This is a genomic window from Desulfotignum phosphitoxidans DSM 13687 (genome assembly GCF_000350545.1).
GTDB lineage: Bacteria > Desulfobacterota > Desulfobacteria > Desulfobacterales > Desulfobacteraceae > Desulfotignum > Desulfotignum phosphitoxidans.
This window is the reverse complement of record NZ_APJX01000002.1, coordinates 121900-146578: the sequence shown is the minus strand read 5'-3', so window position 1 is coordinate 146578 and position 24679 is coordinate 121900. Positions and strand designations below refer to the sequence as shown.

The window sequence follows — 24679 nt, the reverse complement described above, 5'->3', positions numbered from 1 at the left end:
GATCGTATCGCGTCCTTTATCCTTTAATTTCAACGGGTTCCGGTTTTTGGGCCGCATGGGGATGCTGATCGCCGGCATACACGAACAATTTTTTGTTCAGTTTTCTGCCCAGCCGGTTTTTAGGCAGCATGCCCTGAACCGCTTTTTTAAGGACCTCTTCCGGGTTCTTTTCCAGCATTTCCCTGGCTGTCTGGGATTTCAGACTTCCCACATACCCGGAATGACGATAGTAATTTTTCTGATCCAGTTTGTTGCCGGTCAGACGGATTTTATCCGCGTTAATTACCACCACCCAGTCTCCGGTATCCACATGGGGGGTATACAAGGGATTATGCTTGCCCCGAATCCGGTAGGCCACCTGGGATGCCAGCCGGCCCAACACCTGGTCCGCTGCATCGATCACACACCAGTTTTCCTGGTTATCCGCTCTTTTGGCACTGTACGTATATTTTTTCACTTTTTTCACTGCTCCTCATTCATAAACACAATCCTGACATAATTATAGAAAAATCCCTTTATTGTCAAGCAAAATTTATTTTGATTCCAGCAGACGGTCCGCACCGGCTGCCAGAATTGCCAGAGACGGCTGAACACGATCTGAATCCTGGAATTCATCGGCCGCAATCCAGAGTGATTCCGGCATATTTCCCTGTAAAAACAATTTGCGCCGACCCAGCGTCAGATGTTTTTGCCCCCGGATCAATGCAAAGTCCATGGCCACCACCAGGGTATCCTTGAGCCGGTAAATGCCCATCCGCGATGTCTGAATCTGCAATGGGTTTTCAGACACGGCAGCCCGTTGCCTTTGTTGTTCCCAGGCATCCCAGTCAAACCGGTCCGGATCCGCGCCCGGCACATGCAATGTCATGTAATCCGCGGCGGTTCCGGTCATATGGGTTCGGACCCATTTGTCCACAAACCGGATCACCCCTGTTTTCCATGCAGCCAGTACATCCGCATTGGTATACTGAATCGTCTTCTGGATGATCACGGGGGTGACATATCTTGTGACATAATCGGACAAACGGCGGACATCCTTGTTTTCCAGGGCGATACATCCGTTCGTATCCATGGGCGTCAACGGCTTGTTGGTGCCGTGAATCCAAATGGCGTACCCGGTTTTTCCCTGCTGCCGGTCCAGAAAATGGGGATAATCCGTGGGAAACGCCCGGGGGCCGTAAATCGGGGTCAAATCCTTGTCTTCATGCTCATCGATGATAAAATAGATCCCTTCCGGGGTTTTTTTATCCCCTTCCACCTGTTTGGGACCGAACGCTTCCCCCGTAGAGCAATTCGTGTCAAACACCCGGATCAATTCTGAAGAATCAGAATCCGCCCGAAAGATATAAAACCGCTGGGTCTGTTTTTCCACCAGAATGGCATGCTCCCCCCGGGGCAGTGCGATCACTGCGGCCGGCAGGGATCCGGCCAGCGCAGGCGCACCTGCTGTGAACAGACAGGCCATCAACCAGATCAAATATTTCATAAGCAGCCGGTTACCTTGATGTCTCTTCAGGGACTTTATTGAGATGTTGATATGCCGGGTTTGATGCTTTCCGGCCGCTGGAAGTCCGCAACACCAGGCCGATTTTCAACAAAAAAGGTTCCACCACATCCACCAGGGTATCAGTCTCTTCCTGCAGGGTGGCGGCAATGGCTTCAATGCCCACGGGGCCCCCGTGATAAAAATCGATGATGGTCTCAAGATAGCTGCGGTCCAGCCGGGTCAGGCCCAGATGGTCGATCCCTTCCAGTGCCAGGGCCGCCTGGACGGTTTCCCGGGTCACCCGGCCGTCGGACCGGACCTGGGCAAAGTCCCGCACCCGTTTGAGAAGCCGGTTGGCGATCCGCGGGGTTCCCCGGGACCGTTTTGCCAGGGACATTGCCCCGTCTTTGGTAATCTGGGTCTCCAGAAGCCGGGCCGACCGATGGATAATGACCACCAGTTCCTCGGGTGTATAAAAATCCAGGGTCCGGAACAGACCGAACCGGTCCCGCAACGGTGAGGAAAGCAGTCCCACCCGGGTGGTGGCCCCCACCAGCACGAACCGCCGCAACCGGTACCGGTGGCTTCTGGCATGAATTCCCTTGTCAAACACAAAATCCACGGCAAAATCTTCCATGGCCGGATAAAGAAATTCCTCCACCACTTTGGGGATCCGGTGGATTTCATCGATGAACAAAAACTCCCCATCCGCCAGATGGGTTAAAATGCCCATGAGGTCTCCGCCTTTTTCCAGGGTGGGGCCGGACGTAATGGTGAGATCTTTTCCCATTTCATTGGCAATGATATGGCAGATGGTGGTTTTACCCAGTCCGGGCGGACCGTGCAGCAGAATGTGATCCAAAGGTTCGTTTCTGAGTTTGGCCGCCTGAATGGCAATTTTCAACGTCTCCACGGTGGCATTCTGACCCACATAATCCTCAAACCGCTCGGGCCGCAAAGACACGATATCCGGGGTCCGGTCCTCCGGGGTCGGCTGGGCCGTGACCACCCCTTTGACATCCGATTGATAGGACAATATATCATCGGTCATGTTCAGGCTCCTTCCTGGTAAATAGCATCCAGCAGCGCTTCCGGGGTATGGATACCGGGATTTTTTTCAAGTGCGGCCCGGATCATGCGCTGGGCCGAACCGGAAGAATGTCCCAACTGGTTCACCAGAACCCCGGTCACCATTGCCACCATTTCCGGATTGTCCGGGGAAGGTGATACCGGTGACAAAGGTGCCCGGGCCGGGGCTCTTTCGGCAAATTCCCGGGTTTTGCCGTGCAGGGTGGCAATCACTTTTTCCGCTGTCCGGGGCCCGATGCCGGGCAGTTTCGCCAGCAAAGATACCTGTTTGTCCTCGATGGCGGCGGCAATTTCTCCCACGGGGCGGACCATGGCCTTGACCGCTTTCATGGGGCCGATGGCGGAAACGGAAATAAACAATTGAAAAAACGCCTTGTCCTTTTTTTCCAGAAATCCGATCAAAACCGGTTTGGGCTGGCGTTCGGTCACATGATAATAAATATGCAGCTGAACCTGAGTTTCTTTGGATTGCGCCATCACCTGGGCCCGGGTGAACGGGCTGACCAGAATTTCATACCCCACCTGCCCTGCCAGCAACAAAATGGCATCAGAGTCACCGTCCAAAACCTGTCCTTCAAGATATCCGATCATGATCGTTTTTCCTGTACCGGAAATATCCGGTGATCGCCAGACCCAGTGCATCGGACGCATGGAACGGCCGAATGGTTTCCGGATGATTTAAAAAATGGCGCACGGACCGCTCCATCTGAAATTTATCGGCATTGCCGTTGCCGCAGATAATTTTTTTGGCTTCCCGCACGGCGATTTCCTCCACCCGGGCTCCGGCCCGGAACGCCGCCACCAGCAGCACCCCGGAAACCTTGCCCAGCAAAATCCCGGATCCCGGGTATTTGTCCAGCGAATAGATATCCTCGATCACCACCAGATCCGGGACCTGGTCCGATAGAAACTGACTGATGCGGGTATAGATGGTATCCAGCCGGAAGGCAAGGGAATCCGTCGATGCCGTGGACACGCATCCAAAGGAATACCGGTTCACGGCCCGGGCATCGCCTTCCACCACTGCGATGCCCGTACCGGCCAGTCCGGGATCGATGCCCACCACTTTGATCGGCTTATGTGTCACTGAAGTGTTTTCAGTTTTGTTTTTGCAAACTCCGATTCCCTGGAGTCCGGATACCGGGAGATCAGTTCATTTAAAATCAGCCGGGCATTGGCATTTTCTCCCAGCTCGGCAAAGGCATATCCCTGTTTGAGCCGGGCAGCCGCTGTTTTGTTGGAATCCGGGTATTGTTCCAGCACCTTCTGATATTCCAGAATGGCTTTTTCATACCATTTTTCCGCATAATAACTGTCTGCAATCCAGAACCGGGCATTGCCGGCATACGAAGACTCGGGAAACGTATTGATAAAATTTTCAAACTGAATCCGGGCCGCCTCCATGTCTCCGGCATCAAAGGTCTTTTTGGCCTGCTCATACGCGGATCGGTCGGACACGGGCATTTCAGCTTTTGCCTGCCCGGCATCAGCCCCGACATCGGGTGACGCGGCATCATCAGACGAATCTGCCCCATTTGTCCCGGGCACGGTGGGTTCAAATCCCATGTAAGTTTCCAGCCGGGTGATCCGGGTATGATTGCGGGATATGGCCCGGTCCATCCGGTCCAGGATTTGTGTGGAATCTGTCTGAATGCCCAGGTCCGTGCCACCCAGTCGATAGGCGGTCTCCTCCATCATGCCCTGGAGCTGCGCGTATTTTTTATGCATCTGTTGCAGCTCCTGATTGATGTCCGCAATATTTTCCCGGGATACCTGGTCCGTGGCCTGCACCTTTTTTTCCAGATCTTCAATGGCGGATGACAAATCGGCAACCTGGTTCCGGAATTGACGCAGCCGGGTATTTTCCATTTCCAGGGCATTGACGCGATTTTCCAACATCTGGTATTGATCCGACGACACACATCCGGACAGCACCGGCACCCACAGCATGACGCAGATGGTTAAAACAATGTTTTTCATGGTTCCCCCCTGGCCTGAACAAACAGTCAGAGTCCGGCCGGATCGTTTAAAAAATCCGGCCGGACTCTGATGAATTCATACACCGCCCGTTATTTCAAGACAAACTGTGCCCGGCGGTTTTTACTGTATGCCGCTTCATTCTGGCCCGGATCCAGAGGTCTTTCTTCCCCGTAGCTGACCGTGGTCATCCGGAATGATCCAATACCCAGATCCTGCAGATACTGTTTGACCGCACCAGCACGTCGTTCCCCCAAAGCCAGGTTGTATTCCGTGGTTCCCCTTTCATCACAATGTCCTTCAACGACAATGCTGTGGCCCGGATTGGCCTTGAGCCAGTCCGCTTTTTCCCGAAGCAGAGCCCTTGCCGTGTCCGTCAGCTGGGCACTGTCAAATTCAAAGTGGATATGCTGATGCAGGAAACGGGTCTGGGCGGCTTGGGCCCGGGCCTGTTCCATGGCTGATTTTCTATCCGCTTCCTCGGCCAGTTCCTGCTGGCGGATCCGTTCCTGTTCCGCTATTCTGGCCGCTTCCGCAGCTGCCGCTTCCGCGGATGCCTGTGTCTGATCTTCAATGGCCGTGGAGTCGGACACCACTGTTTTCTTGGCACAGGATGCCGTCAAAAAAAGTCCGGCCACAAGAATTGCCATTAATACATGTAATCCCAGTTTTTTGTTCATCACAACCTCCTTGATTGTTTGACTTGCGTTTTGAGCACATTATTCTTTGTATGTCATGGGTTTCGACCAGCGGGGCTGGGTCTGTCGCCCCGGCATATTCATCAACCGGCGCTGGTCGGTTCCGGCTGCCGTCATCACAAACACGGCGCCTCCCCGGCCGTCCCGGGTGGATGTAAAAACGATCAGGTTCCCGTCCGGAGACCAGGCCGGATCCTCATTGTCTCCCTGGTTTCGGGTCAGCTGCACGGGCATGCCGGGCCCTTGGTCCAGCTGGACCATATAAATATCGATCCGGTTCTTCTCGATCCCCACATAAGCAATTTTTTTTCCATCCGGAGACCAGGCCGGAGACGTGTTGTATCTTCCCTGAAACGTCACCCGGTCAACCTCCCCGGAGGATAGATCCTTGATGTAAATCTGAGGGGTACCGGACCGGTTGGAAACAAACGCCAGTTTACCGCCATCCGGTGAAAACTGCGGCGACACATTGATTCCCCAGCTGCTGGTTATCTTTTTAATCATTTCTCCCTGCCGGGTCAACAGATATATTTCCTGATTTCCGGAAAAGCTCAACGCCACAGCCAATTTGTCCTGTCCCGGCATCCAGGCCGGGGTGATGTTCATGCCGTCGCGTTTGATCACCGTGCCCCGTTCCTGTTCCAGATGCCGGATATAAATATCGGGCTTGCCCCCGGCATAGGACACATACGCCAGCCATTGTCCGTCCGAAGACCAGGCCGGAGACAGGCTGATACTTTTGTGACGGGTGAACCGGGTGGGGTTGTGCCCGTCAAAATCACTCACAAAAATTTCCTTGTTTCCATCCACCGTGGAAACAAAGGTCAGTTTGCTGGCAAAGACCCCCCATTTGCCGGTCAGCGCATGGGACACTTCCGCGCAGAACAGGTGTATCATGCGCCGGACCTGATCCGGAGGCCCGGTGTAGACTTTGCCTTTCAACAGCTGATGATTGAATGTGTCAAACAGCCGCAGTGCCAGTTTCACCCGGCCGTCTTTTTCCTCAACCCCGCCCGTGATCAGCAGTTCCGCACCGATGCCCGTCCAGTCTGAAAAATTGATCTGTGACATCTGAATACCGGTGTTTGACGGATCCGCCAGAAACGCGGCCGGATTGACCTGTTTCAAGAATCCGGTGAACGCCAGTCCGTTTTCAAGGGTTTCCAGCGCTTCTGCACCGATCCGGGTTTCCGCCGGGCTGCCCGTCAATGCCTTGAATGCGGGCAAAGCGATGGGGGTTTTATTTAAAAAAGGATTACTCACCTGAATGGTATCATACGGGGCTGCCGTTAACCGGTCCGGCGCCATCAACAAACCCATCAGCAAAAGCATGATGGCGGACACTACAAATCGCCTGGTCATTTCAATCCTTTCGGGGTAAAAATTACCACCACATCATAAGATGTCATGCCCGGGGGCAGCGCCGGCAGGGGGTTGGCCCGCTGAATCGCCCGTTTGGCACTCTGGTCCAGGTATGGATTACCAGACCGGGTTTCATAGATAATATCTCTTATTTCCCCGTTTTTCAAAATTTTTATCAATATCCGGACCTCCATATTCTGGTCCAGTCCGGCCAGCATCTCATTGAACACCCAGTTCTGCTGAATGGTAGATTGCAGCACCAGTTTATAAAAATCCAGGGGCGTCCCCCCTTTTCTGCCGGTCCCTCCGCCTGTACCGGAACCGGACACCGGTCCCGTGCCCGTACCAGTCACGGACTTGTCCTGTTTTTTCACTGTGCTGGCAAGACGTTCCATGGCCTGTGCCAGTTGCTGCTGTGAATCGGATTCTTTTTTTTCAGGTGGGTTTTCCGGCTTGTTTTCAGGCGCTGGTTCAGCCGGCTTTGATTTTGGTTTGGGCTCGGGTTTGGGTTCCGGCGCAGGTTTGGGTTCAGGCTTTTTTGCCATCAGCTCTTCGAGATTTTTAGGTTTTGACTTCAAGCTGAGATCCGGCTTCAGCACGGCCACAGGTTCCGGCTCAGGCACATTTTCAACCGGGGGATTTGCCGGTTCTGAAACCGCAGGTTCCGATGCATTGTCCAAAGACGTATCCGGCAAAGATACAGGATCTGACACATTTTTTGGGGCTGCCGGACCGCCGGGCTCTCCCGGGGCAAACGATACCAGATCCACCTGCACCACTTCCGGGGTTTTGTAAGGCATCCTGAATTCAACCAGCCAGATGCTGACCAGGAAAAAAAGCACATGGACACCCATGGAAATCCCTAGATACACGGCCAGACGCCGGGAACGGATCTCGTCTGTGTCAAAGCCCCGGGGTCTGATATCTCTGATCGGGAAAAAAAGTGCCATCACATCCACATGTCAGGATGCATCTGCATCGTCCGGAAGGGTAATCATGCCCAGGCTTTTGACTCCGGCCTTTTTGATCTGGGACATCACATGAACCACCACCCCGTATGGCACCTGTTTGTCCGCTTTCAGATACACGGCATCGGAATTGATATTTTCCAGGATCGCTCCAAGTTTTTCCGCCAGAAACGCCACTGACACTTCCTGATTGTTCAGATACACTGTGCGGTCTTTGTCCACAGATATCATCAGATGATCCTCATCAGACGGCAACGGTCCGGCAGTGGCCGTGGGCAGCTCCACATCCACCCCCTGCACCATCATGGGCGCGGTCACCATAAAAATAATCAGCAGCACCAGCATCACGTCCACAAACGGTGTCACGTTGATTTCAGACATCAATGCATCATTACCGGATTCAAACCGCATCATGCCTCCATTTGATTTTGAATGTCACGTTCAATGATATTCAACAGATCAGAAGAAAAGGTTTCCAGTTCCGAATTCAAAACCCGGATTTTATCTGTGTAATGATTATACGCCATCACGGCGGGAATGGCAGCTGCCAGGCCGGCGGCCGTGGCGATCAGCGCTTCGGAAATACCCGGGGCCACCACGGCCAGGCTGGCGGATCCGCTCAGACCGATGCCCTGGAACGTATGCATAATCCCCCACACCGTGCCGAAAAGTCCGATAAACGGTGCCGTGTTTCCCACGGTGGCCAGAAACGGAATCAGCTGGCGGTACCGATGGATCTCCATGGTGATGGATCGGCGCAGGATCCGCTGGACACTGCCCATACTCTGGAGGGAAATTGCGCTGTCTTTTCCCCGGGATCGATTGATTTCCATGTAAGCCGGAATAAAAATCCGGGCCGCCGGACTGGATCGCAGGGCCTTGGCTTTGGCAAATGCATCGTCCAGGGTCCGGCACTGCCAGAATATGTCGGTGAAATCCGCTGTTTCCCGAAACGCTTTTCGAAAATACTTAAATTTTATAAAAATGATGGCCCATGTAACAATGGAAAAGAACAGGAGCACGAGCATGACAAACTTTACCACAGGCCCGGCATCCGCAAGCATGTAAAGCAGTCCGATTGTCTCAGTCGTCATAATCCCTCGCTTGAAGTTGAATCTTTGGATATTCCTTTGAATAACTATATGAGGCAGGCGGTTCTGTCAAGTCCCTGCCCTGCCGGGGTGACCCCGAAAATAAAAAGCCCCTTTAAATTGAATTAAAGGGGCTTTTGTTTATCACTGTTCAAGCACAGCCTGTCAAAAGGCCTGCGGACGGATCAGCTACATCATGCCGCCCATGCCGCCCATACCGCCCATGCCGCCGCCGGGCATCGGAGGTGCCGGGTTGTCTTCTTTCTTTTCAGCGATCATGGCTTCGGTGGTGAGCATCACAGATGCCACAGATGCCGCGTTCTGCAACGCAAACCGCACCACTTTCTTGGGATCGATGACACCGGCCTCGATCAGGTCTTCATACACATCGGTTCTGGCGTTGTAACCAAACGCGCCTTTGCCTTCCTTGACCTTGTTGATGACGACAGAGCCTTCCACACCGGCGTTATCGGCAATCTTGCGCAGGGGCTCTTCAATGGCTCTGGCCACCACGGCAACCCCCAGTTTTTCCTCGCCTTCCACATCCAGATCCTTGAGCGCGTCCAGGCACCGGACCAGGGCCACACCACCGCCGGGAACAATGCCTTCTTCCACGGCGGCACGGGTTGCGTTCAAAGCATCTTCCACCCGGGCTTTCTTTTCTTTCATCTCGGTTTCAGTGGCAGCGCCCACATTGATGACGGCCACACCGCCCACCAGTTTGGCCAGACGTTCCTGGAGTTTTTCTCTGTCATAATCGGAAGAGGTTTCTTCGACCTGGGCACGGATCATTTTCACCCGGCCTTCCAGGGCTTCTCTGGAACCGGCACCGTCCACGATGGTGGTGTTATCTTTATCGATGCTGATGGATTTGGCCTGTCCCAGATCCTGGAGGGTCACATTTTCCAGTTTGATGCCGATATCTTCGGACACCACCTGACCGCCGGTGAGAATGGCGATATCTTCGAGCATGGCTTTTCTTCTGTCACCGAAACCCGGCGCTTTCACAGCTGCCACGTTCAGGGTGCCGCGCAGTTTGTTCACCACCAGCGTAGCCAAAGCTTCGCCTTCGATATCTTCCGCAATGATCACCAGGGGTTTGCCGGTTTTGGCAATGCTTTCCAGGATGGGCAGCAGATCTTTCATGGAAGAGATTTTTTTGTCACAGATCAGCACATAGGGATTTTCCATGGCTGCCACCATTTTTTCGGTATCCGTGGCAAAATAGGGAGACAGATATCCTCTGTCAAACTGCATGCCTTCTACCACTTCCAGCGTGGTTTCCATGGATTTGGCTTCTTCCACGGTAATCACGCCTTCTTTGCCCACTTTGTCCATGGCTTCGGCAATGATGTTACCGATGGTTTCATCACTGTTGGCAGAAATGGTACCCACCTGGGCGATTTCGTTCTGATTTTTGGTGGGTTTGGCCAATTTTTCCAGGTTTTCGGTGATCTGGGCCACGGCTTTGTCGATGCCGCGTTTGATCCCCATGGGGTTGTTGCCGGCCACCACCAGTTTTTGTCCTTCTTCATAGATGGCACGGGCCAGCACTGTGGCGGTCGTGGTGCCGTCACCTGCCATATCAGAGGTTTTGGAAGACACTTCCTTGACCATCTGGGCACCCATGTTCTCGAATTTATCTTCCAGATCGATCTCTTTGGCAACGGTCACGCCATCTTTGGTCACTGTGGGGGATCCCCAGGATTTTTCGATGACGACATTTCTGCCCTTGGGTCCCAGGGTGACAACAACGGCATCTGCCAGTGCTTTTACCCCTTTGAGCATTGCTTCCCGTGCTTTGGAATCATATTTGATTTCTTTGGCCATTTTTATTCATCTCCATGTAAAATTTTAAGTTTTAGGTATTTTAAATACTGGGTCTCAAATGTCGGAATCAGGTTATTCGATAACGCCCAGTACGTCATCCTGGCGCAAAATCAGGTAATCTTCGCCATCGATTTTTACATCCGTGCCGCCGTATTTGCTGAACAATACCCGGTCACCCACTTTGACGTCCATGGGCAGCAGTTTGCCGTCTTCACCCATCCGGCCGTTACCCGTGGCCACTACCTTGCCTTCAGCCGGTTTTTCCTTGGCTGTATCCGGAATAATGATACCGCCTTTGGTTTTTTCATCTTCTGCGGTACGCTGAACCAGAATTCTGTCACTCAATGGTCTCAAACTCATGATGCAATACTCCTCTTCTACGTTTAAATGTTGGTTGGATTAATTTGATTAAATGGTTATGTGTCAACGTCTGCTATTTGTCATCTTGCTTTTTGGATGGTTCTGATGATGCGGCACACGTTGATTTTGTGGGTTCGGCCGGGGGTTTGTCCGGATTCTCCGCCCGGGTTTTGGTTCCGCCGTAATCGGTGACATACCAGCCGGACCCTTTCAAATGGAAAGAGCTGTGAGATATAATTTTGCTCAGGGGCCCATGGCATTTGGGGCATACCGTCAACGGCGCATCTGAAATTTTTTGAAAGGCTTCTTCAATATGTTTACATGCTGAACACTGATACTCATAAACCGGCATTTTCCCTTTCTCCCTTTTTTAAGCGTCAATCACTGCTTGAAAAATCATTGATATAATAATAAGCATTTTTCCCCTGTCAAGGCAGGTTTTTTAAAATTTCATCTAAAATCACTGGCCATGGTCGATTCTCCATTGTTCAAAAAAATCAAAGACTTGCTTTAACCCCTCCAGGGCAACCGGCGCCAGTATCCCATAGGTGAGACAATGGACTCTTCTTTCTTCAGCCAGGGTCATGGACGCTTCAGATGTGTGCTCATACCGATGATGAAATTGAAGGAACCGCACCACATGCACCAGTTCATGCACCAGCACATAGACCAGAAACGGCAGCAGATGGATGGACGGCTGCACGGTCACGGTGCCTAAAATCGCCGGATCCTGGAGACAGACCGTGTACAGACTGAACCGGGAAGAGCCCAGCGGCACATCGGCTTTCTGACCTTCATATTTCACCACCTGGGCAAAGGGTCCATCCACCCGCTCATGGGAAGTCAGATCCCGGGCCGTCCGGATATCATACCGATTCTTGAGCCATTGACCCGACGACAGTTTATAATAGCTGTTCACCAGGTCTTCACTGATCACCGCTGCTTTGGAGACAGTCTCCAGCTCGGATGGATTGAAAAACCGGTCAATTTGCGTTTCCATGGGTTCCAGACAAAAAAAATTGGACATTTACCCGAAATTTATGCTAATGTCAAAATTTACCTGATCATACATCATTTTAAAGAAAATTAAAGGAGGTGATTTTTTTGAGCAGTGTCATCAAAAAGAGACGCAAAAAAATGCGGAAGCACAAACACAGAAAACTGCTGGCCAAAACCAGGCATCAGAGAAAAAAGAAATAAGCAACAAATTTCAGGGGCGGTCCGGGAATAAAACATTCACCCGGACCGCCCCTTTTTTGTGCTGCTCCCCGATAATTGGTTACCTATCGGTCAGCCCCTTTCATATACTTCATCAAATCCGAATCCGTGGACAGAATCAGGGAGCTGTCTTTTTCCAGGGCATTGGCATACAGATCCATGGTCTTTACAAACGCATAAAATTCAGGGTCTTTTCCATACGCCGCCGCATAGATCCCGGCGGCTTCCGCATCGGCTTTACCCTTGGTTTCTTCGGCGGTGCGATAGGCTTCCGATTTGATCACCTGGAGATCCTTTTCCTTTTCACCCCGGATATTGCTGGCCTCCCCCCGGCCCTCGGCCCGGAATTTTTCAGCAATCTGGTTACGTTCCGCAATCATCCGGTCATACACAGACCGCCGAACACTGTCTATATAATTGATGCGCTTGATTTTCACATCCACCAGCTCGATACCGAACTCTTCGAGTTTTTCCTTTGCCTGGGCCACAATACGGCGAGTGATTTCATCCCGGCCCAGGTTCACGGTGTATCGGACCTTTCTCGGGGCTTCTTCCTCCATTTTGGCTTCCGTGTCCGCGCCAAACCCTTCAAAGGTATCCATGGGCCGGTCCGTGTTGCGCACAATCTCTGCTAAAGGATAAGAACTGATCAGGTTCCGGGTGGCCGGGTCGATCAGGTCGTCCAAGCGCTTCTGTGCGGAAAATTCATCCTTGACCGTCTCAAAATAGGTCAGCGGATCAGTAATCCGCCACCTGGCAAAGGTATCCACCCAGATATAGGTTTTGTCCCGGGTGGGAACCTGACCGGGACTGCCGTCCCATTCCAGCAGATTTTTTGCAAAATAATTGGCCTTCTGAATAAAGGGCACCTTGAAATTCAACCCCGGTTCCGTCACGGGTTCTCCGGTAATCCGGCCGAACTGGGTGATCACCACCTGCTCGGTTTCATCCACAATATATGCGGCGTCGTAAACAACCACTGCCAGTATGACCAGAAGCGCCACACCCAATACTTTTATTTGCTGCGAATTCATATATTATTCACCTTTCTGAAGAAATCTGTCTGAAAGCGTTGATGCACCCTCCCCCATATTCAGCAGAGGCAGCACATTTTTCTGATCTGAGTCAATGATGTACTTGGCCCCGATTTGGGGCAGCACATTCAGCATGGTCTCCAGATACATACGTTTCCGGGTCACATCTTTGGCCTGACTATAGGCATCATACACCGCCAGGAAACGGGTGGCATCCCCCTGGGCCCGGTTCACCCGGTCGATGGCATACCCTTCCGCATCCTTGATCACCCGCTTGGCTTCACCTCTGGCCAGGGGCACGGCTTTGTTGTATTCTTCTCTGGCCTTGTAAATGGTCTGCTCTTTTTCCTGGATGGCCTGGTTCACCTGGTTGAAGGATGCCTGTACCGGCTCGGGTACATTGGTCCGCTTCATTTCAATATTCACAATGGCAATGCCTGCTTTGGCATTGTCCAGCTCGCTCTGGAGCATTTCCCTGGCAGCCTGGGCGATCTGCGCTCTTTCCGTAATCACCTCGTTGATACTGCGGTCCCCCACAACGGTACGCATGGTGGCCTCGGACATGTTGCGCAACAGCGAGATCACATCCTTGACATTGAACAGATAGGCTCTGGGATCGGCCCGGCGGTACTGGACGATCCAGGGCACCACGCCCACGTTGAGGTCACCGGTGAGCATCAAAGATGATTCAGACGCGTTTCCGTACGCCCCGGCACTTTCCGCTGCCTGCACACCGAACTCTTCGGTCTCAGGGGTCCGGACATTGACCTTTGTGACCTTTTCAATGCCCGAGGGCAGTTTGAAATTCAAGCCGGGCTGGGCAAGTCGGTTGTATTTCCCAAACCGCTGCACCACCCCCACCTCGCTTCTGTCCACGGTATAAAACGTGGAAGATGCCAGGTACAATATCAGCAGAACAATGACCCCGATAAATATGCCTGGGAATTTAAATCCCTTGAATTTATTGAAAATTTCATCCATCTGTGGCGGCCTGGGCATGCCGGGACCACCGCCGCTGCCGCCCTTGTTCTTTTCATATTTCTGCTGATTTTCCCTCAGCTTTTCCCAATCCCAATTCATAAATAATGAGTTCCTGTTTGTTGTTTACGATAAAATATATGTGAACCTTCTATATTATTGAATCAATATATTATTATCAACGGCAAAAGGCAATATTTTTCGAACCCGGTCACAGAATCCAACCGGACAAGGGGGTTAAAATGAAAAAAAACAATACCCAACCTTCGGGGGCCGTGGTATAAATATAATCATATATAAATCAACCCAACAGGATCCGCCCATGCCTCCCCCTTCCAACAACCGAAAACTGATTCATATCCGTGACATTCTTGCCACGGCTCTGGAAAAATACCGACCGGCCAAAGACACTGAAATGACCCGCATCTGGGATATCTGGGAAACGGCCGTGGGACAGCCCGTCGCCATGAACGCCAAACCCCATGCTTTCAGAGACGGCGTGCTCATTGTTCATGTGTCCAGTTCATCATGGATCCACCAGCTCAAATTTCTGGAAAAACAGATGACCGCCAATATCAATGCCCATTTGGACCAGTCCCTGGTTCAGCAGATCCGGTTTAAAATTGGCAGCATATACAGTTGATACCCTGTTTGATCCCCCGTTGACCCTGTTTCAGCCTGAAACCGGGTACCGGTTTTCCCTGGACCCGGTCATTCTGGCCGGTCATGTCGTTCCTGGCCCCAAAGACCGCGTCATGGACATCGGGTGCGGATGCGGGATTCTGTGTTTGATCCTGGCCGGCCGGCATCCGGAAATCTCAATCACGGGTATTGAAATCCAGAAAGACCTGGCTGACCTGGCCCAAAAAAATGCCGTGTGCAACCATATGGCAGACCGGATCCGCATCCGGCACCAGAATATCCAAACTTTGTCTGTCACTGATTTATCCGCCCCCATGGACCTTATCGTATCCAATCCGCCTTATAAAAAAAAATCCACGGGCCGGGTGAACCCGGACCGGGGACGGGCCCTGGCCCGGCATGAAATCACATTGGATATCGATACGCTGGCGGCCTGCGCCCATGTTTTCTTACGACCGGAAGGACGGTTGTGCCTGATTTTTCCGGCATCCCGCACAGCGGATCTCACAGTTGCGCTGGGACATGCCGGGTTCCGGATCGACTGGATAAGGTATGTCCATTTTTGTGTCAATGATGCGGCCCAACGGGTCCTGGTCTGTGCGGTCAGATACGGCTCAGGCGCCGCCACCCGATGCCCGCCGCTGTATCTGTATCACCCGGACGGCACCCCCACCCGGGCGCATTCAGCTCTTTTTGAGTGGTGATTTTATTGGGCCGGTGGTTTAATCCTTGACACCGGCGCAAAAAGATACTATTTTCCCCAGATTAATTGACTGCGGAGAGGTGGCCGAGCGGCTGAAGGTGCACGCCTGGAAAGCGTGTGTATCCTAACCGGGTACCGAGGGTTCGAATCCCTCCCTCTCCGCCACACCCCCTTCGGACACCATGTCTTATCAGGTTTTAGCACTCAAATACCGGCCCCAGACATTTGACGATGTGGTGGGCCAGTCACATGTCACCACCACCCTTGTGAATGCCATTTTGCAGGACCGGGTGGCCCATGCCATGCTGTTCACCGGCCCCAGGGGCACGGGCAAAACCACCATTGCCCGGATTCTGGCCAAAGCCATGAACTGTACCACCGGCCCGACTCCGACCCCGTGTAACCAGTGCAAATCCTGTACCGAGATCATCGCCGGCCATTGTGCGGACGTATTCGAGATCGACGGGGCCTCCAACAACAGCGTGGACCAGATCCGGGATCTGCGGGAAAACGTCACGTATCTGCCGGCGGCCGCCGCTTACAAAATCTATATCATCGACGAAGTGCACATGCTGTCCACGGCCGCGTTCAATGCGCTGCTCAAAACCCTGGAAGAACCGCCCGGCCATGTGCTGTTCATCTTTGCCACCACTGAAGTCCATAAAATCCCGGCCACCATTCTGTCCCGGTGCCAGCGCCATGACCTGGGACGAATTCCTTTGGAGGCCATCTGTGAACTGCTGAAAAAAATCTGCCGCAAAGAAGGGTTTGGTGTTCAGGACCAGGGGCTGGAACTGATCGCTCTGGAAGCGGATGGTTCGGTTCGCGATGCCTTGAGCCTGCTGGACCGGATTCTGTCGGCCACCCCTGAAAAAACGATCTCTTATGAAATGGTGGTGAATCATCTCGGGGTTCTGGACCGGCGCATCATGCACGAATTAAGTGATGCCCTGTTTGAAAAAAACGTGTCCAACCTGATCGCTTTGGTGGACCGTGTCAATGATACCGGCCTGGACTTGAAAAAATTCTACGGCGATCTGATTGCCCATTTCAGAAATTTAAACATCATCAAACAGTGCGGTCCGGATCATCCGGCCGTCAACCTGACCGCCGGTGAAAAAAAACAGATTCACACCCGGGTGGCTCAGATGCCGGAAGCATATTTAGGGCACCTGCTCCAGGTTCTGCTGACCGATGAAGATATGGTCAAACGCACCAGTCATACCCGCATTGCCATTGAAACGGTTTTGTTCAAACTGCGCCAGGTCCGGGCCGGTGCATCCATCGACCGGATCATCGCGCAGCTGGACCTTCTGGCACAGCAGATGAAATCAGGCGAAACAATGCCGGACACTCCCCCTGACATCCGTCCTTCCCCGCCGGCGGGTGACCAGCAAATGCCTTCTGGGCCGATACAAGAATCCCCGCCGGCTTATGCGGCCCCGGCAGCTTTGTCCCCTGGGCCGGACCAGATCCGGGAAACCGCTGACGAACCATCCCCGGAGCCCCCCCGGACCTGGGACGGGTTTTTGACACGGATCGAACCGTTGATGCCGTTCATGCATGTGCTGCTGACCCGGGGACAGATCGCTTCGGAAACCCAGGATACGCTGGAAGTCCACCTGTCGGACTGCACCCAGTTTGACCGGAAACGGCTTAAAGACAAACAGGGGGAACTTGAAAAACAGTGCCGGAAATTTCTGGGAAAAACACTGAAGATCCATGTGGCCTCCCGGGCCCGGCCCCTTGCTTTGGCCCAAGAAAAAGCAAAAGATGCCAAAGCATTGCAGGCTGCGGCCAGTCACCCGCTGGTGCAAACCGCCAAAGAAATTTTCAATGGTGAAATCATTAATATGTAACAATGACTCAGGAGTTTAGACGATGAAAAATATGAACAACATGATGAAACAGGCCCAGAAACTGCAGAAAAAAATGCTCCAGGCCCAGGAGGAACTGGCGACCAAAACCGTGGAGGCTTCGGCCGGCGGAGGGATGGTCAAAGTGGTGGCCAACGGCGGCCAAAAGATCGAATCCATTGTTCTGGAAAAAGAGGTGGTGGATCCGGACGATGTGGAAATGCTCCAGGACCTGGTCATGGCTGCGGTGAACGATGCATTGAAAAAATCCCAGGAAATGATGTCTGCTGAGATGAGCAAGCTCACCGGCGGAATGAACATCCCGGGTCTGTAACCTCTGTGACCCATTATCCGGATGCCATTCTCAAGCTGATCTCCAGTTTTTCCACACTGCCGGGAATCGGCCGGAAAACCGCGGAACGACTGGCCCTGCACCTGCTACATGCACCGGATCACGAAGCATCGGCCCTGGCAGCTGATATCATTGAACTCAAACGGTCCGTGCGGATCTGTGCCACCTGTTTTTCCCTCAGCGACCAGGAAATCTGCCGGATCTGTGCGGATCCGTCCCGGGACCCCGGGGTGATCTGTGTGGTGGAAAATCCGGCCGACCTGGCAGCCATTGAAAAATCCAGATCCTTTACAGGATGTTATCATGTGCTGGGCGGGGCATTGTCTCCCATTGACGGGATCGGGCCCGATGATATCCGTTTAAAGGAACTTTTCAACCGGGCCGATCCCCGAAAGGTCCGGGAGATCATCATTGCCACCCGGACCAATGTGGAAGGGGAAGCCACGGCCGCCTACATTCATGAGCGCCTCAAATCCCGGGGCGTCACCCTCACCCGGATCGCATCCGGGGTCCCTATGGGCGGAGATCTTCAGTATGTGGATCCTTTGACCCTGCAAAAAGCCATGGAAAAACGATATGACGTCTGAATTTCAAACGCTGGATGACATTTTTCAATGTCAAATGTGCGGACAGTGCTGCAACGGGTTCGGCGGTACTTATGTGACACCTGAAGATATTGTGCGCATCAGCACCTATATCCAGGCGGATCCGGATGAATTTATCCCCGAATACTGCGACATGACCGGTGCCGGGCCCGTGCTGACCCAGGGACCGGACGGGCGGTGCATTTTTTTTGATGAACAAATCCAGTGCACCATTCATCCGGTAAAACCCCGGATGTGCCGGGCCTGGCCATTTTTAAAGACCGTGGTGCATCATCCGGAAAACTGGGATGCCATGGCATCCGCCTGTCCCGGCATGGTACCGTCGGTGCCCCATGGGGATCTGGTGCGCATTATTGCGGATCACATCGAAAAAAGAGGGTTCTGACCCGCCTTTTTTTGCATGTCACCCGGCCGGATCCCCCATTTATTCCGAATATCCGTTCAACCACCAGTTGTCCCACCGGGTTTCCAGAATATCGGCGGCCATCTGCTTTCCCATGTCGGTTTTCAGGCGCTCCCCGATCACTTCCAGCCATCGGTCCGGAAACGCGGCCCCCGTGTCTTTGAGTTTTTTTAATTCCAGGATGAACGACAGCTGATCCGCATCTTTTGCCAGCCGTGCCTCCAGGGTTTTTCCGGCATTGAATTCCGCCACCAGGGCAATGATGTCCGGGCCAAAGGGCAGGTCCCGGACCAGATGGGTCAAGGCGGCTGCCTCATCCACCCGGGCGTAGTTTTTCTGCACATAATTGAAATCCCCGGTCCTGGCTTCTGCCATGTCATGGACCAGAGCCATGGCGGTCAACCGTTCCTTGTTCACTTCGGGCACCATCCGGGCCATGATCCAGCAGATAAACGTCGTGGTGAAACAATGGTCTGCAATACTTTCCGTTCCGTTTCCCAGAAATGCGTAACCGGACCGTTTCAGATCTTTAAGCATCCGGGCTTCAAACAATATATCTGCTATCTGCTTCATGGGGTCTCCATCATAGGGTTGACTTTTGGCCTGAAGGCTGTACAACTACACAATTTAATTTTAATTTCCGAATCAATAAAGGATAATCAGTGACCTTTGTCAAACTGTTTTTAACCGCTTTTTTCTGGGGCGGGACCTTTATTGCCGGCAAACAGCTGGCTGGACAGGTCTCCCCTTCATGTGCCGCTTTTCTGCGGTTTACCATTGCATCGCTTTTCCTGCTGCTGCTGACCCGGCACATGGAAGGACGGCTGCCCAGAATCCGGTTCAACCAACTGGTCTGGATATTTTTGTCCGGCCTGACCGGCATTTTTGCCTATAACCTGTTTTTCTTTACCGGCCTGAACTTTATCAACGCCAACCGGGCCTCTTTGATCATCGCCACCAACCCGATTTTTATCAGCGTATTTTCTGCCCTTTTGTTCAAAGAATCCCTGACTCCCGGCAAGATCCTCGGGCTGGTTTTGTCGGTGAGCGGGGCCATGACCATTATTTCCAACGGACATCCATGGATTTTGTTCCAGACCGGGATCGGTGTCGGAGAGATTGCTATTCTAGGGTGTGTGGTGTCCTGGGTCTCTTATTCCCTTCTGGCCAAACCCATGATGACCACGTTGTCACCCGTGGCCGCCGTGTGCTATTCCTCTGTGGCCGGAACAATCATGCTGTTTTTTCCGGCCGTGTATGACGGACTGTTTCAGGCGTTGCCCGGGTATACCCTGCAGCACTGGGCCCAATTGTTCTACCTGGGATTTTTCGGCACGGTACTGGGGTTTTTCTGGTATTATCAAGGCATTCAGAAAATCGGTCCCACCCGGGCCGGGGTTTTTATCAATTTTGTTCCCGTCAGTGCGGTAATACTGTCTTTCATCATTTTAAACGAACCTATGACATGGGCCCTGGCCGTGGGTGCGATCCTGGTTCTGTCCGGGGTCTATCTGACCACCCGGCCGGCTCAGACTTCCCCATAAAAGGAGATTCACACATGTTCACTTCTGCCATGGTCAAATCCCCCTGTCCAAACCTGGTCCACGGTATCCGGAACACGGATCTGGGCACACCGGATTTTGCACGTGCCTGCCGGCAGCATGCGCACTACATTGACGCATTGACCGGCTGCGGTCTGTCTGTGACGGTGCTGGAACCCGATGACGCATTTCCGGATTCCACATTTATCGAAGACACCTGCCTGGTCACGGAAAAATGCGTGGTCATCACCCGTCCCGGACATCTGTCCCGACGGGGGGAAACCCGGGCTGTGGCCCATGCCATGCAGCCATTTAACCGCCCTGTGATGGAAATCACCTCACCCGGGACTCTGGATGCCGGGGATGTGATGCAGGTGGACCGTCATTTTTATGTGGGATTGTCCGGCCGGACCAATGCCGCCGGGATCCGGCAGCTGGAACAGTTTCTGGAACCCTATGGATACACTGTGTCCGGCATTTCGCTGACCTCGGTGCTTCATCTGAAAACCGGGGTGTCTTATCTGGAAAACAATTGTCTGCTGGCCTGGGGAGAGTTTATCACTCAACCGGAATTTTCAGATTTCACGATTCTTCCGGTGGATGATTCCGAAGCCTATGCCGCCAACAGCGTGTGGATCAATGGCCGGGTGCTGGTTCCGGCCGGATTTGAAAAGACCCGATCCCTGATTGAAGCCCATGGCTATGACACCCTGACCGTGGATGTGTCTGAATTTCAGAAACTGGACGGAGGGCTTAGCTGCCTGTCTTTACGATTCTGATGGGCTGTTAAAAATAAAGATGCCGGATATGCCTTGAAAACAATCAAAGGCACATCCGGCATCCATGCAACCACCCTTCTGCAAATGGTTGTTTAAATCCGCCGCCTAATCTTCCTCTACAACGATGGCGTCTTCTTCACAAACTTCCACGCAGCTTTCGCAACCCATGCATTCTTCCGCATTGACCGGCACGGATTTGCCGTTCTGCATCTCAAACACTTCCACCGGGCATACGTCTACACATTCTTCACAACCAACGCATTTGGATTCATCAACAATCGGGGTAAAAGCCATTTTTACAGCCTCCTGAAATTAAATTAAAAATCATTGCTTTTGCAATTATAACGCCATTTTTCAACATCAATTTTTTTTACAACTGATTTAAAAAACGCTTTTATAACATGTCCTTTCCTAAAATCAAGCTTTTTATGGTTTTAATGTCACCCGGCATATCAACAAACGGGTTCCGGGCAGGTTCAGCTTTTTTTCCAGGTCCGGACCTTCAACCATCTGCGCCTGGATCCGACCGGTCCGGGCACAGGAATCATCCATGACAGCCAGCATGTTCCGGGCCTGTGAAACGTCCACCGGCCCGGCTGCCAGAGAGCTCAGCAGGGTCAGTACCCGGCTGTGCCAGTCCGGCTGATGGACACACCCATCTTCATGCACCTTTATGCCGTCAATGTCAAGGGCATTTATGACCCGGGTTCCGTTTGCCGCCACCTGATCAAACACAGCGTCACTGGTGGTTACAAACGCCCGGGGGGTGAGTGCTGAAAACAGATGGGTTTCCCGGGCACACGCGGCCCAGGCCCGGATCCGTTCCCGGGTCATGACCGCGCCGGGATCCGGCCTCTGGGATTGAATGGCTTTTGATGACAATGGGTCTGAATCACCCCGCAGTTCAGAGAACAGACCCGCCCGTTTTTTTTCCAGCCCGGCCATGGCCTGGTCAATGGTTTCATTTTCAGCATCCGTGAGTTTGGCGATGAGTGAAAACAGCAGTGGATCCGCCTGTTTTGAATCGTCTTGGCAATGCTGCGGTGTCCCGGCCATTCGGGCCCTCAGTTCCGACCCGATGGCGGCCGGTCCCAGATGATCGGTCAGATAGGGATTGTCCCGGATCAGGGTTTTTAAATTATACTCATTCCCCTGGTGCTGCGAGGCCCAGTTCATCCAGGCAGAAACCTGTGACGACACTTGCGCCAAGCGGGTTTCTGATAAAAACACGGGCACCGCTGTCTTGTGTTTCACCAGGGGCACCATCTGCGGGTCCTGGTTCAGGTCCGAAGCCAAAGGTAAAAACACAAATTGCGGGAAAAAAGCGGTCAGCGTGATTTGCTGGATCTCACTGACATAAGAAAAAGGAAAAAACAATATTTCCATCAGTCTGTCTCCACTTTCTGATCATGAACGGAAATCCCCATGGCAACCAGCTGACCCCTGAGTTGATCCGCCGTGGCCCAGTCTTTATTTTCCCGGGCCGCCTGCCGTTGTCTGAGCAGGTCTTTCACCTGCTGAGAACAAATGGGTTGGTGATTGAATTCACACACCTGAAAAATCCGGTCCATTTCCTGCAATCCGGACAGAATAAGATCCGCGTCCCGATTTGAAATGCGGTGCCGACTGATCAGGGTATTGATGGTTTTGATGCCGGCCAGCAGGGCGGCCAGGGCTGCGGACACCTTTAAATCATCGGCCAGGGCCGTTAAAATGCCCTGGCGGATATCATACATCAGCTGGTCGATCTCCCCGGGGGGCAGATCTTTGACCTGATCCCCGCCGGACCGAAGCTGCTCCAGCAGGGCAATACACCGGTTGATCCGGTTTAATGTGGCCCGGGCATCGGTCAAAGACCGTTCCGACAGCATCAAACCCCGGCGGTAATGCCCGGACAACAGCCAGAACCGGATGGTTCCGTCATCCCATCCCAGATCCGCCAATGTGTCCAGGGTCAGGTCATGGATGGATGCCGCCCCCAAAGACCCGTCATACTGCACGGGGTCGCAATGCAGCCACACATGGGCCAGTTCCCGGTCTTGGGCGGCCCGGGCAATGGCCCGCTCATTTTCATGATGGGGGAAAACCAGTTCCCGGCTGCCGGCATGAATATCAAAAGGCACCCCTAAAAACAGCATGGACAAGGTGGCACATTGCAGGTGCAAAGAGGGCCGGACCTGCCCCCATTCGGTTTTCACACCGATTCCCCGGCGCAGTTCCGACAACCGGACCCGTTTGAACAAGGTGAAGTCCCGGGGATTTTGTTTTTCATATTCATCTAAGTCCACGGTGGCGCCCACCCGAATTTTCTGGATATCCATCTTGGACAGATGCCCGTATTCCGCCACCTTTGAGATATCAAAATACACGGAATGCAGTTTTTCATAGGCATATCCTTTGTCCAGCAGTTTCCGGGTCAAATCCGCCATATCGTTGAAATGGGCCGACACCCGGGGGAACGCCTGGGCCGGACGAATTTTCAACCGCTGCAGGTCCTGGTGAAACGCCTGAATATAAGGACGTGTAAATTCCACCACATCCTGACCGGCCCGGTTCGCTCCGTCAATGGTGCGGTCATCGTAATCCGTGATATTGATCACATGGTTGACATCCACTTTGTGAAATGCCAGGTACCGCACCAGCAGGTCCGTGAACACATACCGCCTGAAACTGCCGGGATCCAGGCGCTGATACACGGTGGGACCGCAGGTGTAAATGGAAATGGTATCGGGTTTCACCGGTTTGAACGGTTGTTTTTTTCCGCTTCGGGTATCAAACAGATGCAGCGGCACTTTCTGCTGCACTGAAAACAAAGAGGTGGACAGGTACCGCTCCCCGGAATCCGGAAAAATTACCACCACCACCCCTTTTTCAAGGGTTTGCGCCTCCTGGATGGCTGCGGCCATGGCAGCCCCGGCACTCATGCCCACAAACAACCCTTCTTTGACCGCCAGTTGCCGGGCCGTGTCAAAAGCCAGGGCATCGTCGATGTTCAGAATTTTGTCCAGCCTGGTTTTGTCATAAATTTCAGGGGTATAGGATTCCTTCATGTTTTTAAGCCCTTGAATCCCATGGCCCAGAAACGGTTCCGCACACACCATGCGGGTTTTCGGACTGTGTTCCCTGAAATACCGGGACAGGCCCATCAACGTGCCGGATGTCCCTACGGACGCCACCACACTGGCCGGTTTTTCCGGAACCTGGGCCATGATTTCCGGACCCGTGGTATGGTAATGGGCCTGCCAGTTGGCCGGGTTGTTGTACTGATCCGTAATAAAATATTTTTCCGGATTTTCCCGGGCCAGGCGATAGGCTTCTTCAATGGCGCCGTCCGATCCCAGGTGCTTAGGCGTCAGAATGATTTTCGCTCCCCGGGCTTTAAGAATCCGCTTACGCTCTTCACTGGCGTTTTCAGCCATGGTCAAGGCCAGCCGGAATCCTTTAACAGCGCAGACCATGGCCAGGCCGATGCCGGTATTACCCGAGGTGGCTTCGATCACGGTTTTATCTTTTGTGAGCCGGCCGGACGCTTCACCTGCCTGAATCATGTACAGGGCAGCCCGGTCCTTGATGGAACCGCCCGGATTCATGTATTCAAGCTTGGCAAACATCCGCACACCCGGATTCGGATTCATCTGCTGAATTTCCACGACCGGGGTGTTGCCGACGGCATCTAAAATTGTCACTGTCATAAGGGGTCCTTTCCA

30 protein-coding genes and 1 tRNA gene are annotated in these 24679 nt (G+C 53.0%); 10 read left to right on the top strand and 21 right to left on the bottom strand.

Annotated elements, in window-relative coordinates:
* Window positions 1–16: 16 nt before the first annotated feature.
* The 15 genes from rplM to DPO_RS05135 form a co-directional block, all read right to left on the bottom strand.
* On the bottom strand, window positions 17–457 hold the full coding sequence (gene rplM / locus DPO_RS05205) for a 50S ribosomal protein L13 (protein ID WP_006964687.1): 441 nt from the start codon (window positions 455–457) through the stop codon (window positions 17–19).
* Between the two features lie 75 nt (window positions 458–532).
* Window positions 533–1486 carry a L,D-transpeptidase family protein gene (locus DPO_RS23730; protein ID WP_006964685.1) on the bottom strand — a complete coding sequence of 318 codons (954 nt, stop codon included), beginning with the start codon at window positions 1484–1486 and terminating at the stop codon, window positions 533–535.
* Window positions 1487–1496: 10 nt separating this feature from the next.
* Window positions 1497–2537, bottom strand: coding sequence for a Holliday junction branch migration DNA helicase RuvB (ruvB, locus tag DPO_RS05195; protein WP_006964682.1), 1041 nt, complete (start codon window positions 2535–2537; stop codon window positions 1497–1499).
* Between the two features lie 2 nt (window positions 2538–2539).
* Entirely contained in the window at window positions 2540–3166 is a 627-nt protein-coding gene (gene ruvA, locus DPO_RS05190; RefSeq protein ID WP_006964680.1) for a Holliday junction branch migration protein RuvA, read from the bottom strand.
* Window positions 3150–3662 (bottom strand): crossover junction endodeoxyribonuclease RuvC, encoded by a 513-nt coding sequence (locus DPO_RS05185; protein ID WP_006964678.1) that lies wholly within the window; start codon window positions 3660–3662, stop codon window positions 3150–3152. Before DPO_RS05185 ends, ruvA begins: the two co-directional genes overlap by 17 nt.
* On the bottom strand, window positions 3659–4555 hold the full coding sequence (ybgF, locus tag DPO_RS05180) for a tol-pal system protein YbgF (RefSeq protein ID WP_006964677.1): 897 nt from the start codon (window positions 4553–4555) through the stop codon (window positions 3659–3661). Before ybgF ends, DPO_RS05185 begins: the two co-directional genes overlap by 4 nt.
* Window positions 4556–4644: 89 nt before the next feature.
* Window positions 4645–5232: a peptidoglycan-associated lipoprotein Pal gene (pal, locus tag DPO_RS05175; protein ID WP_006964676.1), complete on the bottom strand. Its 588-nt coding sequence runs from the start codon at window positions 5230–5232 to the stop codon at window positions 4645–4647.
* Between the two features lie 39 nt (window positions 5233–5271).
* A complete protein-coding gene (gene tolB / locus DPO_RS05170; RefSeq protein WP_006964675.1) occupies window positions 5272–6612 on the bottom strand; it encodes a Tol-Pal system beta propeller repeat protein TolB in 1341 nt (446 codons plus the stop codon).
* Window positions 6609–7562: an energy transducer TonB gene (locus DPO_RS23725; protein WP_006964674.1), complete on the bottom strand. Its 954-nt coding sequence runs from the start codon at window positions 7560–7562 to the stop codon at window positions 6609–6611. The genes tolB and DPO_RS23725 overlap by 4 nt, the downstream gene beginning before the upstream one ends.
* Window positions 7563–7574: 12 nt before the next feature.
* A complete protein-coding gene (gene tolR / locus DPO_RS05160) occupies window positions 7575–7991 on the bottom strand; it encodes a protein TolR (protein ID WP_006964673.1) in 417 nt (138 codons plus the stop codon).
* Window positions 7991–8674, bottom strand: coding sequence for a protein TolQ (gene tolQ / locus DPO_RS05155; RefSeq protein ID WP_006964672.1), 684 nt, complete (start codon window positions 8672–8674; stop codon window positions 7991–7993). Before tolQ ends, tolR begins: the two co-directional genes overlap by 1 nt.
* A gap of 186 nt (window positions 8675–8860) precedes the next feature.
* Window positions 8861–10501 (bottom strand): chaperonin GroEL, encoded by a 1641-nt coding sequence (groL, locus tag DPO_RS05150; protein ID WP_006964671.1) that lies wholly within the window; start codon window positions 10499–10501, stop codon window positions 8861–8863.
* A 72-nt stretch (window positions 10502–10573) separates the two neighbouring features.
* Window positions 10574–10861, bottom strand: a complete 288-nt coding sequence (gene groES / locus DPO_RS05145; RefSeq protein ID WP_006964670.1) for a co-chaperone GroES — start codon at window positions 10859–10861, stop codon at window positions 10574–10576.
* 73 nt (window positions 10862–10934) lie between these two features.
* Window positions 10935–11213, bottom strand: a complete 279-nt coding sequence (locus DPO_RS05140) for an FmdB family zinc ribbon protein (RefSeq protein WP_006964669.1) — start codon at window positions 11211–11213, stop codon at window positions 10935–10937.
* 108 nt (window positions 11214–11321) lie between these two features.
* Window positions 11322–11861 (bottom strand): hypothetical protein, encoded by a 540-nt coding sequence (locus DPO_RS05135; protein ID WP_040011634.1) that lies wholly within the window; start codon window positions 11859–11861, stop codon window positions 11322–11324.
* Between the two features lie 95 nt (window positions 11862–11956).
* Here DPO_RS05135 and DPO_RS24450 point away from each other — a divergent pair, with 95 nt between their 5' ends.
* Window positions 11957–12061, top strand: coding sequence for a 30S ribosomal protein bS22 (locus tag DPO_RS24450; RefSeq protein WP_083911995.1), 105 nt, complete (start codon window positions 11957–11959; stop codon window positions 12059–12061).
* Between the two features lie 83 nt (window positions 12062–12144).
* Here DPO_RS24450 and hflC read toward each other — a convergent pair whose 3' ends face one another.
* Together hflC and hflK are read right to left on the bottom strand one after the other, a co-directional pair.
* The gene (hflC, locus tag DPO_RS05130) at window positions 12145–13113 is read right to left on the bottom strand and encodes a protease modulator HflC (RefSeq protein ID WP_006964667.1); all 969 of its coding nucleotides are present in this window, start codon (window positions 13111–13113) and stop codon (window positions 12145–12147) included.
* 3 nt (window positions 13114–13116) lie between these two features.
* Window positions 13117–14193 (bottom strand): FtsH protease activity modulator HflK, encoded by a 1077-nt coding sequence (gene hflK, locus DPO_RS05125; protein ID WP_006964666.1) that lies wholly within the window; start codon window positions 14191–14193, stop codon window positions 13117–13119.
* A gap of 220 nt (window positions 14194–14413) precedes the next feature.
* On the opposite strand from hflK, the gene DPO_RS05120 reads away from it, so the two are divergent.
* The 7 genes from DPO_RS05120 to DPO_RS05090 all read left to right on the top strand — a co-directional run bounded on the left by DPO_RS05120 (window position 14414) and on the right by DPO_RS05090 (window position 18634).
* Window positions 14414–14734 carry a DUF721 domain-containing protein gene (locus tag DPO_RS05120; protein WP_006964665.1) on the top strand — a complete coding sequence of 107 codons (321 nt, stop codon included), beginning with the start codon at window positions 14414–14416 and terminating at the stop codon, window positions 14732–14734.
* Complete coding sequence (locus DPO_RS23720) at window positions 14715–15437, top strand: tRNA1(Val) (adenine(37)-N6)-methyltransferase (protein WP_006964664.1); 723 nt, start codon at window positions 14715–14717, stop codon at window positions 15435–15437. The genes DPO_RS05120 and DPO_RS23720 overlap by 20 nt, the downstream gene beginning before the upstream one ends.
* A 73-nt stretch (window positions 15438–15510) precedes the next feature.
* Window positions 15511–15601, top strand: a tRNA-Ser gene (locus DPO_RS05110).
* Window positions 15602–15618: 17 nt separating this feature from the next.
* Window positions 15619–17295 (top strand): DNA polymerase III subunit gamma/tau, encoded by a 1677-nt coding sequence (dnaX, locus tag DPO_RS05105; protein WP_006964663.1) that lies wholly within the window; start codon window positions 15619–15621, stop codon window positions 17293–17295.
* A gap of 22 nt (window positions 17296–17317) precedes the next feature.
* Window positions 17318–17626 carry a YbaB/EbfC family nucleoid-associated protein gene (locus DPO_RS05100; protein WP_006964662.1) on the top strand — a complete coding sequence of 103 codons (309 nt, stop codon included), beginning with the start codon at window positions 17318–17320 and terminating at the stop codon, window positions 17624–17626.
* 5 nt (window positions 17627–17631) lie between these two features.
* Complete coding sequence (recR, locus tag DPO_RS05095; protein ID WP_006964661.1) at window positions 17632–18231, top strand: recombination mediator RecR; 600 nt, start codon at window positions 17632–17634, stop codon at window positions 18229–18231.
* Window positions 18221–18634 (top strand): YkgJ family cysteine cluster protein, encoded by a 414-nt coding sequence (locus DPO_RS05090; RefSeq protein ID WP_006964660.1) that lies wholly within the window; start codon window positions 18221–18223, stop codon window positions 18632–18634. Before recR ends, DPO_RS05090 begins: the two co-directional genes overlap by 11 nt.
* A 39-nt stretch (window positions 18635–18673) precedes the next feature.
* Here DPO_RS05090 and DPO_RS05085 read toward each other — a convergent pair whose 3' ends face one another.
* Window positions 18674–19225, bottom strand: coding sequence for an HD domain-containing protein (locus DPO_RS05085; RefSeq protein ID WP_006964659.1), 552 nt, complete (start codon window positions 19223–19225; stop codon window positions 18674–18676).
* An 89-nt stretch (window positions 19226–19314) separates the two neighbouring features.
* Here DPO_RS05085 and DPO_RS05080 point away from each other — a divergent pair, with 89 nt between their 5' ends.
* Together DPO_RS05080 and DPO_RS05075 are read left to right on the top strand one after the other, a co-directional pair.
* Complete coding sequence (locus DPO_RS05080; protein ID WP_006964658.1) at window positions 19315–20196, top strand: DMT family transporter; 882 nt, start codon at window positions 19315–19317, stop codon at window positions 20194–20196.
* 14 nt (window positions 20197–20210) lie between these two features.
* The gene (locus tag DPO_RS05075) at window positions 20211–20972 is read left to right on the top strand and encodes a dimethylarginine dimethylaminohydrolase family protein (protein WP_006964657.1); all 762 of its coding nucleotides are present in this window, start codon (window positions 20211–20213) and stop codon (window positions 20970–20972) included.
* Window positions 20973–21077: 105 nt separating this feature from the next.
* On the opposite strand, the gene DPO_RS05070 is transcribed toward DPO_RS05075, so the two are convergent.
* The 3 genes from DPO_RS05070 to DPO_RS05060 form a co-directional block, all read right to left on the bottom strand.
* Window positions 21078–21266, bottom strand: a complete 189-nt coding sequence (locus DPO_RS05070) for a 4Fe-4S binding protein (protein WP_006964656.1) — start codon at window positions 21264–21266, stop codon at window positions 21078–21080.
* Between the two features lie 132 nt (window positions 21267–21398).
* Complete coding sequence (locus DPO_RS05065) at window positions 21399–22358, bottom strand: hypothetical protein (protein ID WP_006964655.1); 960 nt, start codon at window positions 22356–22358, stop codon at window positions 21399–21401.
* Entirely contained in the window at window positions 22358–24664 is a 2307-nt protein-coding gene (locus tag DPO_RS05060; RefSeq protein ID WP_006964654.1) for a cysteine synthase, read from the bottom strand. The genes DPO_RS05065 and DPO_RS05060 overlap by 1 nt, the downstream gene beginning before the upstream one ends.
* Window positions 24665–24679: the final 15 nt, after the last annotated feature.

Coding starts and splice junctions, on each gene's coding strand:
- DPO_RS23730 (WP_006964685.1), bottom strand. CDS start 1,486: ATGAAATATTTGATCTGGTTGATGGCCTGTCTGTTCACAGCAGGTGCG.
- ruvB (WP_006964682.1), bottom strand. CDS start 2,537: ATGACCGATGATATATTGTCCTATCAATCGGATGTCAAAGGGGTGGTC.
- ruvA (WP_006964680.1), bottom strand. CDS start 3,166: ATGATCGGATATCTTGAAGGACAGGTTTTGGACGGTGACTCTGATGCC.
- ybgF (WP_006964677.1), bottom strand. CDS start 4,555: ATGAAAAACATTGTTTTAACCATCTGCGTCATGCTGTGGGTGCCGGTG.
- pal (WP_006964676.1), bottom strand. CDS start 5,232: ATGAACAAAAAACTGGGATTACATGTATTAATGGCAATTCTTGTGGCC.
- tolB (WP_006964675.1), bottom strand. CDS start 6,612: ATGACCAGGCGATTTGTAGTGTCCGCCATCATGCTTTTGCTGATGGGT.
- DPO_RS23725 (WP_006964674.1), bottom strand. CDS start 7,562: ATGGCACTTTTTTTCCCGATCAGAGATATCAGACCCCGGGGCTTTGAC.
- tolR (WP_006964673.1), bottom strand. CDS start 7,991: ATGCGGTTTGAATCCGGTAATGATGCATTGATGTCTGAAATCAACGTG.
- tolQ (WP_006964672.1), bottom strand. CDS start 8,674: ATGACGACTGAGACAATCGGACTGCTTTACATGCTTGCGGATGCCGGG.
- groL (WP_006964671.1), bottom strand. CDS start 10,501: ATGGCCAAAGAAATCAAATATGATTCCAAAGCACGGGAAGCAATGCTC.
- groES (WP_006964670.1), bottom strand. CDS start 10,861: ATGAGTTTGAGACCATTGAGTGACAGAATTCTGGTTCAGCGTACCGCA.
- DPO_RS05140 (WP_006964669.1), bottom strand. CDS start 11,213: ATGCCGGTTTATGAGTATCAGTGTTCAGCATGTAAACATATTGAAGAA.
- DPO_RS05135 (WP_040011634.1), bottom strand. CDS start 11,861: ATGGAAACGCAAATTGACCGGTTTTTCAATCCATCCGAGCTGGAGACT.
- hflC (WP_006964667.1), bottom strand. CDS start 13,113: ATGAATTCGCAGCAAATAAAAGTATTGGGTGTGGCGCTTCTGGTCATA.
- hflK (WP_006964666.1), bottom strand. CDS start 14,193: ATGAATTGGGATTGGGAAAAGCTGAGGGAAAATCAGCAGAAATATGAA.
- DPO_RS05120 (WP_006964665.1), top strand. CDS start 14,414: ATGCCTCCCCCTTCCAACAACCGAAAACTGATTCATATCCGTGACATT.
- dnaX (WP_006964663.1), top strand. CDS start 15,619: ATGTCTTATCAGGTTTTAGCACTCAAATACCGGCCCCAGACATTTGAC.
- DPO_RS05100 (WP_006964662.1), top strand. CDS start 17,318: ATGAAAAATATGAACAACATGATGAAACAGGCCCAGAAACTGCAGAAA.
- DPO_RS05090 (WP_006964660.1), top strand. CDS start 18,221: ATGACGTCTGAATTTCAAACGCTGGATGACATTTTTCAATGTCAAATG.
- DPO_RS05085 (WP_006964659.1), bottom strand. CDS start 19,225: ATGAAGCAGATAGCAGATATATTGTTTGAAGCCCGGATGCTTAAAGAT.
- DPO_RS05075 (WP_006964657.1), top strand. CDS start 20,211: ATGTTCACTTCTGCCATGGTCAAATCCCCCTGTCCAAACCTGGTCCAC.
- DPO_RS05070 (WP_006964656.1), bottom strand. CDS start 21,266: ATGGCTTTTACCCCGATTGTTGATGAATCCAAATGCGTTGGTTGTGAA.
- DPO_RS05065 (WP_006964655.1), bottom strand. CDS start 22,358: ATGGAAATATTGTTTTTTCCTTTTTCTTATGTCAGTGAGATCCAGCAA.
- DPO_RS05060 (WP_006964654.1), bottom strand. CDS start 24,664: ATGACAGTGACAATTTTAGATGCCGTCGGCAACACCCCGGTCGTGGAA.